The 15,660-nt window shown below is 32.3% G+C and carries 11 protein-coding genes; 6 read left to right on the forward strand and 5 right to left on the reverse strand.

The features are described 5' to 3' along the window. The first annotated feature begins 12 nt into the window (after positions 1-12). The 3 genes from M0M57_RS09335 to M0M57_RS09345 all read left to right on the forward strand — a co-directional run bounded on the left by M0M57_RS09335 (position 13) and on the right by M0M57_RS09345 (position 5,687). On the forward strand, positions 13-2,493 hold the full coding sequence (locus tag M0M57_RS09335; RefSeq protein ID WP_248432783.1) for a DUF5686 family protein: 2,481 nt from the start codon (positions 13-15) through the stop codon (positions 2,491-2,493). A 149-nt stretch (positions 2,494-2,642) separates the two neighbouring features. After that, on the forward strand, positions 2,643-3,173 hold the full coding sequence (locus M0M57_RS09340) for an inorganic diphosphatase (protein WP_248432784.1): 531 nt from the start codon (positions 2,643-2,645) through the stop codon (positions 3,171-3,173). 111 nt (positions 3,174-3,284) lie between these two features. Beyond that, a complete protein-coding gene (locus M0M57_RS09345) occupies positions 3,285-5,687 on the forward strand; it encodes a sodium-translocating pyrophosphatase (RefSeq protein WP_248432785.1) in 2,403 nt (800 codons plus the stop codon). An 81-nt stretch (positions 5,688-5,768) separates the two neighbouring features. Here M0M57_RS09345 and M0M57_RS09350 read toward each other — a convergent pair whose 3' ends face one another. Together M0M57_RS09350 and M0M57_RS09355 are read right to left on the reverse strand one after the other, a co-directional pair. After that, entirely contained in the window at positions 5,769-6,383 is a 615-nt protein-coding gene (locus tag M0M57_RS09350; protein WP_248432786.1) for a deoxynucleoside kinase, read from the reverse strand. Beyond that, complete coding sequence (locus M0M57_RS09355) at positions 6,383-7,177, reverse strand: hypothetical protein (protein WP_248432787.1); 795 nt, start codon at positions 7,175-7,177, stop codon at positions 6,383-6,385. Before M0M57_RS09355 ends, M0M57_RS09350 begins: the two co-directional genes overlap by 1 nt. Positions 7,178-7,302: 125 nt before the next feature. Between M0M57_RS09355 and M0M57_RS09360 the strand changes: the two genes are divergently transcribed. Further along, a complete protein-coding gene (locus tag M0M57_RS09360; protein ID WP_248432788.1) occupies positions 7,303-8,199 on the forward strand; it encodes a GLPGLI family protein in 897 nt (298 codons plus the stop codon). Positions 8,200-8,274: 75 nt separating this feature from the next. On the opposite strand, the gene M0M57_RS09365 is transcribed toward M0M57_RS09360, so the two are convergent. Both M0M57_RS09365 and M0M57_RS09370 read right to left on the reverse strand, forming a co-directional pair. Continuing rightward, on the reverse strand, positions 8,275-8,955 hold the full coding sequence (locus tag M0M57_RS09365; RefSeq protein ID WP_248432789.1) for a response regulator transcription factor: 681 nt from the start codon (positions 8,953-8,955) through the stop codon (positions 8,275-8,277). Next, a complete protein-coding gene (locus M0M57_RS09370) occupies positions 8,939-10,522 on the reverse strand; it encodes a sensor histidine kinase (protein WP_248432790.1) in 1,584 nt (527 codons plus the stop codon). Before M0M57_RS09370 ends, M0M57_RS09365 begins: the two co-directional genes overlap by 17 nt. Before the next feature lie 117 nt (positions 10,523-10,639). On the opposite strand from M0M57_RS09370, the gene M0M57_RS09375 reads away from it, so the two are divergent. Together M0M57_RS09375 and M0M57_RS09380 are read left to right on the forward strand one after the other, a co-directional pair. After that, positions 10,640-11,482 (forward strand): GLPGLI family protein, encoded by an 843-nt coding sequence (locus tag M0M57_RS09375; protein ID WP_248432791.1) that lies wholly within the window; start codon positions 10,640-10,642, stop codon positions 11,480-11,482. A 103-nt stretch (positions 11,483-11,585) separates the two neighbouring features. Further along, complete coding sequence (locus tag M0M57_RS09380) at positions 11,586-14,291, forward strand: carboxypeptidase regulatory-like domain-containing protein (protein ID WP_407647485.1); 2,706 nt, start codon at positions 11,586-11,588, stop codon at positions 14,289-14,291. Positions 14,292-14,351: 60 nt separating this feature from the next. Here the strand turns inward: M0M57_RS09380 and metK are convergent, their stop codons facing one another. Further along, a complete protein-coding gene (gene metK / locus M0M57_RS09385; RefSeq protein ID WP_248432793.1) occupies positions 14,352-15,602 on the reverse strand; it encodes a methionine adenosyltransferase in 1,251 nt (416 codons plus the stop codon). Positions 15,603-15,660: the final 58 nt, after the last annotated feature.

The following is a 15,660-nucleotide window of genomic DNA, read 5'->3' on the forward strand; positions in this document are numbered from 1 at the left end:
TTACGAATTGCTATGAAAATTAAAAGCCTATTTATATTATTTTTGCTTTTTTCAGCCTCAATAATTGCCCAAACTAAAGTGAGCGGGATTGTTGTCGATGAAAAAAATGAACCAATTCCCTTTGCTAATGTCTATTTTAAGAATTCTACCGAAGGTGTAATTACAAACGAAAACGGTCGATTTTATCTTGAATCTCAAAAAAGTCATGCAGTTCTTGTAGTTTCTTTTATTGGCTATACCGCTCAAGATGTTAAACTTGAGAAATCGGTTACCTATAACATGAAAGTAACTTTAACCGAAGGCGAAACCCTTCGTGAAGTGGTTTTAGTATCGGGAAAATTATCAAAAAAAAATAATCCTGCGATTGACATTCTTCGGAAAATTTGGGAAAGAAAACGGAAAAATGGCTTGCGACAATTCAATCAATACCAATATGACAAATACGAAAAAGTTGAATTTGACCTGAATACCATTGATAGTGCCACAATGAAAAGTCGTGTTTTTAGAGGAATGGAATTTGTTTTTGAACAAATGGACACTTCTGCTATCACAGGAAAAACATATCTACCTATATTTATCAATGAATCACTTTCAGAAGTTTATGGAGACAATGTTTCAAAGAGAGAAAAAGAAATTCTAAAAGCAAATAAAAATTCAGGTTTCAGTAATAATCAGCAAATAATTGCCTTTGTAAAAGATTTGTATGCCGATTATGATATTTATGATAATTACCTGAAATTTTTTGATAAAGATTTTGTAAGTCCATTGTCCAGAACCGGAATTGATGTCTACAATTATGCGTTAACCGATAGTATGTATATCGATAATAAATGGTGTTATAACATTGTTTATTATCCAAGAAGAAAAGGTGAACTCACTTTTAAAGGTGATTTTTGGGTAAATGATACCACATTTGCCATCAAAAACATCAACATGGCAGTGACTAAAAGTGCCAACATCAACTGGGTAAAAGAAATTTATATTGAACAAGATTTTGAAGTTGTAAATGATTCGGTGTTCTTACTGAAAAGAGATCATATGATGTCTGATTTTGCTTTTAATAAGAAAGAAGAATCACAAGGAGTTTATGGTAAAAGAACAACTTTATTCAAAAATCATCAATTCAACCAAGAAAAACCAAAAGAATTCTATAAACAAGAAGTCAATTTTATTGATAATGAGGTATATAGTCGTTCGGATGAATATTGGCAAGAAAACCGATTTGAAAATTTAAGTAAAGATGAATTAGGGGTTTACAAAATGCTTGATACACTAAAAACAGTGAAAAAATTCAAGCAAATGTATGATTTGGTTGCCATTTTAGGAAGCGGTTATATTCAAAAAGGAAATTTTGACATCGGTCCGATTTTTTCAACCTTTGGTTATAATGAAGTAGAAGGTTTTAGATTGCGAGCAGGTGGAAGAACCTATTTTGGTCAAAATGATCCGTGGCGTTTGCAGTTTTATACGGCCTACGGGTTTGATGATAACCAATTCAAATATGGCGTTTCCGGAAAAGTATTATTAAACAAACGAAATAGGCTAATTTTAGAAGGTGGTAATAGGCGTGATATTGAACAAATTGGTGCCAGTTTAACCACCACAAACAACGTGCTTGGCAGAAGCTTTGCCTCAAACGGATTGTTTATGTCCGGAGCAAATGATAATTTAACGAGTATCAATTTGAGCATGGTTTCATTAAATATTGAACCCATAAAAAACCTAACTTTTGAAACCGGATTTTCATACCGAACACTCAAACCGGCTTGGGAAAAATTTAGTTTAGATTATTTTTCACCCGATTCGCCAACCGGTATTGCAAGTGAAGTCGCTCAATCAGAAGTTTATGCTTCTATTGATTATACGCCAAGAAGAAAAACGGTGGGTTATGGGGTAGAAAGAAGCATTGTTGATAGTCCGTTCACAAGAATATTTTTCAATTACAGTCAAGGTTTAAAAGGTGTTTTTGATAGCGATTTCGATTATCAAAAAGTACAATTATACATCAAGCAACCCATTTTAGTTGGCGGTTTTGGAAGATTAAATGTTATCACAGAAGTGGGTAAAACATTCGGCGAAGTTCCATTGGGATTAATGAGTGTAGTGCCCGGAAATCAATCGTATTTCTTAATCGAAAACACGTTTAATAACCTTAATTTCTACGAATTTGTAACTGATGAATACGCAACATTGCAATTAGAACATCACTTTTTAGGAAGAATTTTGTCAAGAATTCCAGGTTTACGACAAATGAATCTAAGAGAAATAGTAGGATTTAAAGCAGTTGTTGGTTCAGTTTCTGATGAAAATAGAGCACTAAATGCTTCAACATTAACCTATTTGGCTCCCGATAAACCGTATTGGGAATACAGTGTTGGAATCGGAAATATCCTCAAAGTCTTCCGAATTGATTGCTCTTGGAGAGGAAATTACAGAAATTTACCCGATGCAAATAATTTCACAATTAAAGGTTCATTTGGGTTTTATTTTTAAAACAAAAATTATTTATTTGTTTTATTCCTTTCTTATCAAATTTTTAGGTTCATTGCTATTAAATTCTTAAAAAGTAGTGTTAGAATTCCACTTGTCAATATAACAAGTTACCTTTGCAGTCCAAAAAAATGGAATAAATTTATAATATTATGAGTCCAGCAAAACAAAACACTTTTGATGTATTGATTGAAATACCAAAAGGAAGTAGAAATAAATATGAATACGATTTTGAATTAAAAAAAATTCGTTACGACAGAATGATTTTCTCTTCGATGATGTATCCTGCCGATTACGGATTCATTCCTGAAACATTAGCATTAGACGGCGATCCTTTGGATGTATTGGTTTTGGTGACCGAACCCACTTTTCCCGGATGTGTAATGGAGGTAAAACCAATCGGTGTTTTCCACATGGCAGACGAAAAAGGACCGGATGAAAAAGTGATTTGTGTGCCGGTTTCTGATCCGGTTTGGAACAAATTAAATGATTTATCCGATGTAAATCCGCATTTATTAAAAGAAATTGAACATTTTTTCCAAGTTTATAAAGATTTAGAACAGAAAAAAGTAGATGTAGAAGGTTGGGGAGATGTTACAGAAGCCAAAGAAATCATCGAAAAATGTGTAGACCGTTTTGCTAATTTGGAAAACAAAGTAGCAGGTTTATTTAGTATTCGTTAAAGATTTTACTATTTTAATAAAAAAAGCAACATTCAATTTAGAAATGTTGCTTTTTTTTATTCCTATTTTGTTACTTTTGCAATCGTTAAAAAAATTATAAAATACATATTTATGGATTCAATTATGATTTATGTGCCAATAATAATGGCATTAATAGGATTAGCTTTTATGTGGGCTAAAAGAGCTTGGGTTTTAAAGCAAGATGCCGGCGATGGAAAGATGAAAGAGATTTCAGATTATATCTACGAAGGTGCTTTGGCCTTTCTTAAAGCCGAATATCGATTATTAACTTTCTTTGTTATTGGTGCGAGTATCGCTTTAGCAGGAATTTCATATATCGTTCCAACAACGCATATCTTAATAGTAGTTGCATTTATTTTCGGTGCTGTTTTTTCGGCTTTGGCTGGAAATATGGGAATGAAAATCGCTACAAAAACAAATGTTAGAACAACTCAAGCCGCTCGCACGAGTTTGCCACAAGCTTTAAAAGTTTCTTTTGGTGGCGGAACCGTAATGGGATTAGGTGTTGCCGGTTTAGCTGTTTTAGGTTTAACAGGTTTTTTTATCATATTATTCCATTTCTTTATGAATGGAACTTGGACATCTACTGAAGACATGACAATTGTTCTTGAAACATTAGCAGGTTTTTCTCTTGGTGCTGAATCAATTGCATTATTCGCTCGTGTGGGTGGAGGTATTTATACTAAAGCTGCCGATGTTGGTGCCGATTTAGTTGGTAAAGTAGAAGCCGGAATCCCTGAAGATGATCCTCGTAATCCTGCAACAATTGCCGATAACGTTGGTGATAACGTAGGTGACGTTGCCGGAATGGGTGCCGATTTATTTGGTTCGTATGTAGCAACTGTTCTAGCCGCAATGGTTTTAGGAAATTATGTGATTAAAGATATGGGCGGTTCAATTGATGATGCATTCGGCGGAATCGGTCCAATTTTATTACCAATGGCAATTGCCGGTTTTGGAATTTTATTCTCTATCATCGGAACGATGTTGGTGAAAATTAAAGATAACAATGCAAAAGAAAAAGAAGTTCAAGGTGCTTTAAACTTAGGAAACTGGGCTTCAATTGCTTTAACAGCCATTTCATGTTTTGTTTTGGTAAAATATATGTTGCCTGAAACAATGAATATGGAATTCTTTGGTGAAGGTTTAAAAGAAATTTCATCAATGAGAGTATTCTATGCTACTATTGTTGGATTATTTGTTGGAGGTGTTATTTCATCTGTAACTGAATATTACACAGGATTAGGTACAAAACCAGTCTTAGCAATTGTACAAAAATCATCAACCGGAGCAGGAACAAACGTAATTGCAGGTTTAGCAACGGGGATGATTTCAACTTTCCCAACGGTTTTAATTTTTGCAGGTGCTATTTGGGCTTCGTATGCATTAGCTGGTTTCTATGGTGTGGCTTTAGCAGCTTCTGCGATGATGGCTACAACTGCAATGCAATTAGCGATTGATGCATTCGGACCAATTTCTGATAATGCCGGTGGTATTGCCGAAATGAGTGAATTACCAAAAGAAGTTCGTACACGTACCGATATTTTAGATTCAGTTGGAAATACAACTGCTGCAACCGGAAAAGGTTTTGCAATTGCATCTGCTGCATTAACTTCGTTAGCATTATTTGCTGCTTATGTAACGTTTACAGGAATTGACGGAATCAACATCTTTAAAGCTCCGGTTTTAGCGATGTTATTTGTAGGTGGAATGATTCCGGTTGTTTTCTCTGCTTTGGCAATGAATTCAGTTGGAAAAGCTGCGATGGATATGGTATATGAAGTTCGTCGTCAGTTCAAAGAAATTCCTGGAATTATGGAAGGAACAGGAAAACCTGAATATGGAAAATGTGTTGAAATTTCTACTAAAGCCGCTTTACGCGAAATGATGTTGCCTGGAATTTTAACGATTGGTTTCCCTATTTTAATTGCGGTTTTACCGATGTTGATTGGATATGACAACAAATTAATCGCCGAAATGTTAGGTGGTTATATGGCTGGAGTTACTGTTTCTGGTGTACTTTGGGCTGTTTTCCAAAACAACGCCGGTGGTGCTTGGGATAATGCAAAAAAATCGTTCGAAGCCGGTGTAATGATTAATGGTGAAATGACATACAAAGGTTCAGATGCTCACAAGGCAGCTGTAACCGGAGATACTGTGGGTGATCCATTTAAAGATACTTCAGGTCCTTCAATGAACATCTTAATCAAATTAACGTGTTTAATTGGTTTAGTAATCGCTCCAATTTTAGGAGGTCACGATGTTGTTACAGTTGTCGAAGAAGTAGTAGCAATCGAGACAGTAGTTGACGAAGTTACAAGTCCAGAAAGCAAAGAAATCTCAATTGATAAAACAAAATCGGCTGATGGTGTTGTAACCGCAAATGTTACAATTAACACAACAGTTGACGGTGAAACAAAAACTTCTACTCAAACTTTTGTTGGAACCGATGAAGAAGTTAATGCAAAAATTGAAGAATTCAAAAAGCAATAAAGATAATTTTATCTACAAAAAATCCCGCTTCTGTTATGGAAGCGGGATTTTTTTATGTATAAATTTCAGAAAAACAGTAGACTAAAACAATCCATTTATTTCCGCATCAATTCGATTAATAATCATCCCTAAATCTTCCGGATTATCAACAAAATTAATATTATCAACATCAATAATAAGCAGTTTTCCTTTGTCGTAACTTTGAATCCAAGCTTCATAACGTTCGTTCAAACGACTCAAGTAATCAATTGAAATGGTGTTTTCGTATTCACGACCTCTTTTGTGAATTTGGCTCACTAAATTAGGGATAGAACTTCTCAAATAAATCAGTAAATCCGGAGCTTGAACCATACTTTCCATCAACTCAAACAATGATTTGTAATTATTAAAATCTCTGTTGGTCATTAATCCCATTGCATGGAGATTGGGAGCAAAAATGTGTGAATCTTCATAAATCGTTCGATCCTGAATAATTTTTTTTCCGCTTTCGCGAATTTGTAAAACCTGTCTGAATCTGCTATTTAAAAAGTAAATCTGTAAATTAAACGACCAACGTTCCATCTGATGGTAAAAATCGTCTAAATACGGGTTGTCTACCACATCTTCAAAATGTGGCTCCCATTTAAAATGTTTGGCTAATAATCTAGTTAAGGTGGTTTTTCCGGCTCCAATGTTGCCTGCTACTGCTATGTGCATTATGGTAAACTAATTTGATAAGTACTAATTTCGCTGTTGGTAAAAATAATCAAAAATTGGTCTTTAATCCGAAATTTTTCAACGATTTTTTCATCTAAATTAATTATTGAACTTTTATTGTCTTTAAAATTGTGATAGAACAATTGATTTTCACTTTGATAAACCATCACTTCATTAGAAATAATTTGAGCCGAATCAAATTCAGGAATTTTTCCTAAGGTTGAAATTTTTCCAAACACATCGCAAAACGAAACAATTCCGTTAGAATCTATCCAGTAAAATTGATTGTAATCGGTTTGATAAAATTCAATCAGGTTCTGAAAAGGCTGAGATAAGGGTTGAAAAACCTGCTTGTTGAAATCATATAAACCCAATTGCATTTGCAGGGAATTAAAAATCCATAGTCGGTTTTGAGAGGCCAATCCCACCGCCGAAGCCACAATTGGATTGTTTTGGTTTTTGGAAAAATTAAACGATAAGGTTTCATTTAATTGATTATCTAATGTGATAACCGAATTAAATCCTTCATAAAAAAGAACAATCTTTAACGGATTTTGCAAATCAACCCGTTTAATTTTTCCCAATGAAAGATTTTTGTATTGAAATAATTCATTATCCTTTTGTTTGTAAAAAACATTTCCTTTGATATAATAATAATAGCCAAATGAATCCATATTTATAAATTCATCTGCCACAAGCGGGAAGTTGGAAAGTAAAGTTGATACAATTTTCTTTTCCTGCGAAAATCCAATCACAAAAACCAACATCCAAAAAGAAATAATTATTTTTTTCATAATTGGCTAAAGTACAATTAAAACGATAATTTTTTAGTCAGAATACCTTAATTTTTAACAAAATGTTGGTAACAAAAACCTAAATATCTCGTCATATTTGTTCTATCAACATTAAACGTTTTGCTATGAAAACTATTGTAGTTACTTTACTTACTTTTTTTGCGGCTGTAATTAGTGCAATTGCTCAGGATTTTCAAGGAATGGCTGTCTATGAATCAAAAACGAGTACGTCAGATTTTCAATCTAGTTTTGCCGGAAATAGAGATATAACACCAGAAATGCAGAAAATGTTTGAAGAACGTATGAAAAAAATGTTTGAAAAAACGTTTGTTCTTCATTTTAACAGAAATGCATCCATTTATAAAGAAGAAGAAAAATTAGATGCTCCGGGTCAAGGAAATTCCGGATTTAGAATGGCGAGCTCAATGATGGGTGGTGGCGGAACGCAATATAAAAACATCAAAGAAAAAACATACAGTGTTGATAAAGAGGTTTTTGGTAAAGAGTTTTTGGTAAAAGATTCTCTTCCGGTTTTAGAATGGAAAATGGGAAGCGAAACCAAGAAAATTGGCGATTATACTTGCTACAAAGCAACCGCTATGAGAAAAATAGATCAATCTGATTTTAGAAATATTCGAATGAAAAAGGATGATGAAAAAAAGAATGAAAATGAATCGTCTAACAAAAAAGTAGAAGAAAAATCTACAAATTTTATGGATCAAATAGATATGCCTACTGAAATTGAAATTACCGCTTGGTACACGCCGGAAATTCCGGTGAATCAAGGCCCTGAAAATTATTGGGGATTGCCGGGTTTAATCATGGAAGTGAACACAGGAAAAACGGTAATTTTATGTTCAAAAGTGGTTTTAAATCCAAAAGACAAAAAAGAAATCAAAGCACCAACCAAAGGAAAAGCTGTTTCACAAAAGGAATTTGATGAAATTGTGAAGAAAAAAATGGAGGAAATGAGAGAAATGGGTGGTGGACGAGGTGGTTTTCAAATGAGAGTTGGCGGATAAATTTCTGCTCAGAAATACACAAAAAGCGACAATGAAAATAGAATCATTGTCGCTTTTTTGTTTAAAACAATCAATTTATACTGTAAATTTATAACCTTGACCTCTAATGTTAATAATCTGAATACTAGGGTCTTGTTGCAGTTTTTTTCGAAGCTTTGTAATAAAAACATCCATGCTTCTGCCGTTAAAAAAATCATCATCACCCCAAATTTTCTTTAAAATAATGGAGCGATCAATAATTTCATTTTTGTTTTCAGACAACAATTGAAGTAGTAAAGTTTCACGATGAGTTAAGTTTTCGATATTGTTTTTAAAAGTAAGCGTTTGTTTGATTGAATTAAATAAAAAAGCTCCAAGTTTAATTTCCTCGGCAACTTCCGGAGGATTAATTCTTCCCAACAACGAATGAATTCTAACAATGAGCTCTTCCATACTAAATGGCTTTTTTAAATAATCGTTGCCACCATTGTTAAATCCGTTTACAACATCTTGTGTTTGCGATTTGGCTGTTAGAAAGATAATTGGCGTTTTTTTGTCAATTTTTCTAATTTCTGAAGCCAATGTAAATCCGTCTTTTTTTGGCATCATCACATCAAGCACCAAGATTTCTGGCTTTTCTTTTGCAAAAGCATCAAAAGCTTCTTCACCATCTTTGCAATGAATCACAGTAAAGTTTCGGGTTTCTAAACTTTCTTTAACAATGAGTGCCAATGCTGGCTCATCTTCTGCCAGAAGTATTCTAATTTTTTCTTTCATCGGATAATAAAAGTTGAAAAATTGTGGATTGATTAGATTGAATTAATGTCAACGTTCCGCCGTGTTTTTCGATTATTTTTTTAGCATAATAAAGACCAATTCCAAAACCTTTTACATCGTGAACATTGCCTTTCGGAATTCTGTAAAACTTATCAAAAATCTTATTTCGGTGTTGCTTGTCTATGCCTTTTCCGTTGTCTTCAATACTTATTTTTATAGCGTTTTTATCTTTAACTAACTTAACAATAATTTGATTTCCTCCGTATTTAATGGCATTGTCAATTAAGTTAGAAATAGTATTTTCAAAATGAAAACAATCAACATTCGCAAAACAATTTACTAGATTAGTTTCAAATGCTAATTTTTTATCAGCTAGAATAAACTGATTTTTTTCTATTAACGAATGGATTAGTACAACAAGATCGGTAGATTTTTTTTGCAACAAAAGTTTATCGGTTTCAATTGAAGCTGTTTCGAGCAATTTTTCAACCATGCCTTCCAATTTTATTAATTGCTGATTGGAAATGTCTAAATAACGATTGGTTTTTTCGGTGTCGTTGGTATGATTAAAATTTCTGATTCCTTCAATGGCAGTAGAAACTGTTGTAATTGGAGTTTTAAATTCATGAGTAATATTGCTAATAAAGTCGTTCTTAATTTCATCAATTTTTTTCTGTTGATTGATGATTTTAAGCAAGTATAACAAACAACCAATGATAGAAAGTGAAAGCAAAAGAGATAGTGTAATTTCGGTTAAACTTCGTTTTAATAATAAACGAGTTGGGTTTGAAAATGAAAGTTTTAATTTTTGATTGTTAGGTAAATAAGTTGATTTTGAAAACGTTTGCAAAGTCAACGGATCTTTGTTTGAAGATTCAAATGAATCAAAGAGCGTATCAGCTTTTAAATGAATTAAATCATAAGAAATTTGAATGTTTTTTCTATTCAATTCGTTGTCTAATGCCTTGCTGATTTTATCAAATTCAAGTGAATCTTTGGCAAGCGAAATAACTATTTTGTTAGCCAAACTTTTCAATTTCATAATGCTATCGCTAGCTTTTTTGCCTTTTAAAACGGTGATAGATTTAATTTCATGAGGCTCAAATTTATTCCATTTGATGTTGTTTTTAGATGCAGAATCATTTTTTTCATTATAAATCGACGTAATAACAGAATGTTTTATTTTTTTTGAATGAATGGAAACAGTGTCGATTAACACAGAATTAAGAGCATTTTTTTTAGGATTATTCGTTGCTTTTATATTAATGTTTGATGTTTTTTTTGATTTTTTTTTTGATTTTTTAAAAACAGTGTCTAGTTTGATGCTTTCTATAAAATCTTCGTTAGATATTTGTTCAGATTCATTAATAAACGACAAAAAATTTTCTTTAGAATCTTCAGTATAATAATATTCTATGCTGTTGTCTAGTGCAATTTGAACTTCGTTTACAAGTCTATTTTTATTTTCTTCATAGTTTTTTATATTCCAAAAGATCTGTAAACCAATTGTAGCCAAAATGGTGATAGAGATAAAAATAATAATATAAGAATACTTTTTTGAGTTCATAATTCAAAAGTAAGGACTAATCTAATTCAAAAATCATCATTAACAATCGTTAACATTGATTAACCTAAAATGAGGTTTAGAGTTGTTTTATTTGTAGGGAATTAAAATCTAATAAATATGAAAAAATTACTCATAATGATAATAACTGCAACTATTTTATTTGTAGTTTCATCTTTAAAGGCTCAAGAATTTTCAGGTCAAGCCGTTTATTTTTCTAAAACGGTTATGAAAGGAATGAAAATGAAAATTAATGGTGTTGAAATGTCTGAAGCCGAACAAGAAAAATTTGAACAAAGAATGAATAAGATGAATGAAAAAACATTCTTCTTAGATTTTAATAAATATGAATCGGTTTATTATGAAGAACAAAAATTAGATGCACCGACGTCTAAATCAGGAATGGTGTTTTCTTCTTCAGATACTGAAAAGATTTATAAAGAAATAAAAACAAACCAAAAAATGGCTGAAAAGGATTTTTTTGGCAAAGAATTTTTAATAGTTGATTCATTGCCCAATTGGAATTGGCAGTTGGAAGGAGAAACTAAAAAAATAGGAGATTACACTTGCTATAAAGCCGTCTCTATAAAAAAAGCAACGTCAGAAGAATTGGCAGATTATGAAGAATCTAAAAAGAAACAAGAACAAAGTAAAACCAGTTTTTTTATGATGTCTGAACCTAAAGATAGAGTTACAACGGTTTGGTACACGCCGGAAATTCCGGTAAGTCAAGGTCCGGGAGAGTTTTGGGGTTTGCCCGGACTTATTTTAGAAGCAAGTTTTGATGACACAACCATTCTTTGCTCTAAAGTTGTTATTAATCCGAAAGAAAAAATCCGTATCAACAAACCAAAAAAAGGAAAGAAAATCACCGAAAAAGAATACGATAAAATTGTTGAAGACAAATTATCTGAATACAAAGATGGCGATGGTGTAATTCAAATAAAAATTGATAAAAACTAAAAAACATAAATATTTGTGAAATATATAGATTTGTAGTAAGATTAGTCATAAAATTGTGTGACTAAAATTCTCTCTGCTTTTATAAGAAAACAATTCTTCCATGATGAAAAAAATACTGTCTTTTCTTTTGTTTTTACTTATTTCAATAGCCTATTCTCAGAACATTAGGTTTGATGGTTTTGTAACCGATTCTAAAGCCATGCCAATGGAAATGGCAAACGTTATGGCAATTAATCAGGCAACAAAAGCAATGGATGCCTATGCTATTACTAACGACAAAGGAAAATTTGTTTTGAACCTAAAAGCCAATGCTGATTATGTGGTTAAAGTTAGCTATATTGGGTATAAACCATTGGAAGTAAATCTAAAAACAGCCTCAGAAAATTTATCGCAAGTTTTGATTGTTGAAGAAGGAGGAATAGAACTTGAAGGTGTTGAAATTGTAAAAGAAATGCCGGTTTCCATTAAAGGCGATACGATTGTTTATAATGCCGATTCTTTTTCAACTGGAACAGAACGAAAGTTGGAAGACATTTTGAAAAAACTTCCCGGAGTAGAAGTAAATGCCGATGGCGAAGTGGAAGTTGAAGGGAAAAAAGTGTCAAAATTAATGGTAGAAGGGAAAGATTTTTTTGACGGAGATACTAAATTAGGTGTAAAAAATATTCCGGCTGATGCGATTGATAAAGTGCAAGTTCTTAGAAATTATAACGAAAATTCGGTTTTAAAAGGTGTAGAAAACAATGAAGACAACATTGCCATGAATATTAAACTAAAAGAAGGGAAAAAGAACTTTTGGTTTGGTGATGTTACTGCAGGAATTGGTGTAGCACATGAAGAAGAACGTTATTTAGTGAATCCGAAATTGTTTTATTACAGTCCAAAATACAGCATTAATTTGATGGGAAACTTCAATAATATTGGCGAATTGCCTTTAACGATGCAAGATTATTTTAAGTTCACAGGCGGATTTAGAAATATGATGGCAAAAGGAGGAAGTTCGTTTAATGTTTCATCTAACGATTTGGGAATTTCGTTACTCCGAAACAATCGAGCAAAAGAAATTGAAACTAGTTTTGGAGCAACCAACTTTTCATACAACATAACCAAAGCTTGGTCTTTGAGCGGTTTTGGTATAATTTCTTCATCAATTACTGATTTAGAAACAGTTTCGCAAACCAATATTTTACAACCCAATTCATCCGAAGTTTTATCAACAGAAAATAGAGAAGAAAATATTCATCAAAAAAGTAATCTCGGATTATTTAAGTTGAGTTCTAAGTTAAATCCGAACGAAAAATTTCAATTGGATTATGATGTATTAGTAAAAACTTCAAAGCAAGATGAAAATAATGATTTGTTGCGAGAATCGATTTTTAATAACCTATCTCAAACAGAAAATATTATTTCTCAAAAAGAACAAGATCCAATTTCTGTCAATCAAAATTTCGGAATATATTTTATGCAAAGCGACAAAAACGTGTTTGCTTTTGAAATGCAACATTTGTATCAAGAGGAAGATCCTTTTTATAATGCCAATTTGCAATTGCAACCGTTTAATTTTTCTGATTACGTTCAAGGACAAAATCGAAACGATATTAATCAACAACGTTTTGTAAAAACAAATAAAGTAGATACAAAATTGGATTATTATTACATGGTTACACCAAAAAGTAATATTAATGTAACGTTAGGAAACACAAATTCTTACCAAAGTTTTAATTCGTATATTTTTCAAATTTTGGATAATGGAACACGCAATGATCTAGACAGTCAAGAAAACTCAAATGATGTAACCTATCGTTTTAATGATGCTTTTGTGGGATTGCATTATAAAATTTTAGCGGGTAAATTCACCTTTACGCCGGGAGTTAGTCTTCATCAATTTTCAATGAATAACGAACAATTAGGTTCAGAATTCAAGCAAAACTTCACTCGTCTATTGCCTGACTTTTATGCTTTGTATCAAATAAAAAAATCAGAATCATTAACTTATAATTTTGCTCTAACTAATAATTTTACAGATATTAATCAATTGGCAGAAGGTTTTGTTTTTTCAAATTATAATAGTCTTTTTAGAGGTAATCGTACGTTAGAAAACTCCACAGCGATTACACACACACTCAATTACAGAAGATTTAACATGTTTAATTTTGAAAATATTTTTGCCAATGTAACCTATAGAAAAGCAATAGATGCTGTTAAAACACAAGCCGTTTTTACGGGAGTAAACCAGTTTTCTTCGCCGTTTAATTCTGAATTTGCAGATGAAACAGTTTCCGGTTTTGCCAATTACGGAAGATCATTTTTAAAATATTACAAAGCTTCTTTGGGAGCAAATCTAACGTGGTCTAAGTTTAATAATATTCAAAATAATGTTCAGCAATCAACCGAAAGTATAAACCAAACCTATACAGTTCGTGCATCTACAAATTATAAAACACTTCCCAATCTGGAAATTGGTTACAGTTTTACAGTGAATGATTATAATGATAATAAGTTTTACACAGATAGACCATTTGCTAAATTAGATTATTTCTTTTTGAATAGCTTTTCTTTTGTAACAGAATATGAGTTTTTTCACTACTATAATAAAGATAAAACAGTTGAAAATGAATATGATTTTCTTTCGGCTAGTTTAATCTATCAAAAAACAAAATCAAGTAAGTGGGAATATAAAATTTCTGCCACAAATATTTTAAACACAACTTCATTAAATAGCGATAGTTTTTCGCAATTTGCAACAAGTACTTCACAATACCGAGTTCAGCCACGATATGTTATTTTTAGTTTAAAATACAATTTATAAAAAGCAAAAACCCTGACTTCAAATTGAAAATCAGGGTTTTTTTATGGTTGAGTTAGTATTTTATAATCCAAAAGCTTTTTTTACAGGCTCAACAAAATCTAATTTTTCCCAAGTAAACAATTCTACTTCAATGGTTTTTGATAAACCGCCGGGAGCTGTAAAAGTTTTGGTTACAGTTTCCGGAGTTCTTCCCATGTGACCATAAGCAGCAGTTTCACTGTAAATTGGATTTCTTAACTTTAAGCGTTGTTCAATAAAGTAAGGACGCATATCAAAAATGTTTTCTACTATTTTACTGATTTCACCGTCTTTCAAATTCACTTTTGCTGTGCCATACGTATTTACATTGATTGAAGTTGGTTGAGCCACACCAATAGCATACGAAACCTGCACTAAAATTTCATCTGCAACACCCGCTGCAACCAAATTTTTAGCAATATGACGTGTTGCATAAGCTGCACTTCTATCTACTTTTGATGGATCTTTTCCGGAAAAAGCACCACCACCGTGAGCTCCTTTTCCACCATAAGTATCCACTATAATTTTTCTTCCGGTTAAACCGGTATCTCCATGAGGACCACCAATTACAAACTTTCCGGTTGGATTAATGTGGTATTTAATATCATCATTAAATAAATGAGCATATTGAGGATTCTTAGCGATAACTCTAGGAATCAAAATTTCAATTATATCTTTCTTGATTTTTGCCAACATTGTTGGTTCATCTGCAAAGTCATCGTGTTGAGTAGAAACTACAATTGCATCTATTCGAACAGGTTTATTATCATCAGAATACTCTAAAGTAACTTGCGATTTTGCATCAGGACGCAAATAGGTAATCTCGTTGTTTTCTCTACGTAAATCAGCCAAATCTTGCAACAATTGGTGTGATAATTTCAACGCTAACGGCATATATTCGGCAGTTTCATTAGTAGCATAACCGAACATCATACCTTGGTCACCCGCACCTTGTTCTTCTTTACTGGCTCTGTCTACTCCTTGATTAATATCGGCAGATTGTTCGTGAATGGCTGATAAAACACCGCAGGAATTGGCTTCAAACATATATTCACTTTTGGTGTAACCAATTTTTTTAATTACTTCCCTGGCAATGGTTTGAACATCTAAATAGGTATTTGATTTTACTTCACCAGCAAGAATTACTTGACCTGTTGTAACCAAAGTTTCACAAGCCACTTTAGATTCAGGGTCAAAAGCCAAAAAATTATCGATTAAAGCATCACTGATTTGATCTGCTACTTTGTCCGGATGCCCTTCGCTAACTGACTCAGACGTAAATAAATAAGCCATAAATAAAATTTAATTTTTACTGAATTTCTTCAGAATTAATAATACATAATAGCGGAAA

It is taken from the genome of Flavobacterium azooxidireducens (assembly GCF_023195775.1).
Lineage (GTDB): Bacteria > Bacteroidota > Bacteroidia > Flavobacteriales > Flavobacteriaceae > Flavobacterium > Flavobacterium azooxidireducens.